This window comes from Tritonibacter sp. SIMBA_163 (assembly GCF_046535935.1).
Taxonomy (GTDB): domain Bacteria; phylum Pseudomonadota; class Alphaproteobacteria; order Rhodobacterales; family Rhodobacteraceae; genus Epibacterium; species Epibacterium scottomollicae.
In genome coordinates, this window is record NZ_JAWJBP010000267.1 from 1 (window position 1) to 294 (window position 294).

The following is a 294-nucleotide window of genomic DNA, read 5'->3' on the forward strand; positions in this document are numbered from 1 at the left end:
GGCGTGGACAGCGCAATTGAACGAACGGGTGCCTGGCTAAGTGAAGCTCCAAGCCTCGGAGGGCTTGATTACTTAGTGGACCTTTACTTAGAAAGTGAGCGGCTGGCGGGTAAAACTACCCCTGACACCCGCCTGATGCTGCTCAAACATCATACGGGCGCACTGTTGACAGGCAGGCCTCGCCATCGCTGCCGTCGCTGCGGTTTCAGCAGCGACAATCTTGCATGGCAGTGCCCTAGCTGCCGCCGCTGGGGCACCATCAAACCCATTACCGGCGTGGAAGGCGAGTAGCGT

At 59.2% G+C, this 294-nt stretch carries 1 protein-coding gene; it reads left to right on the forward strand.

From position 1 onward, the window contains the following. Nucleotides 1-291: hypothetical protein (locus R0J92_RS22350; protein WP_411053269.1), on the forward strand; the 291-nt coding region annotated here is incomplete at its 5' end. Between the last annotated feature and the right edge of the window lie 3 nt (nt 292-294).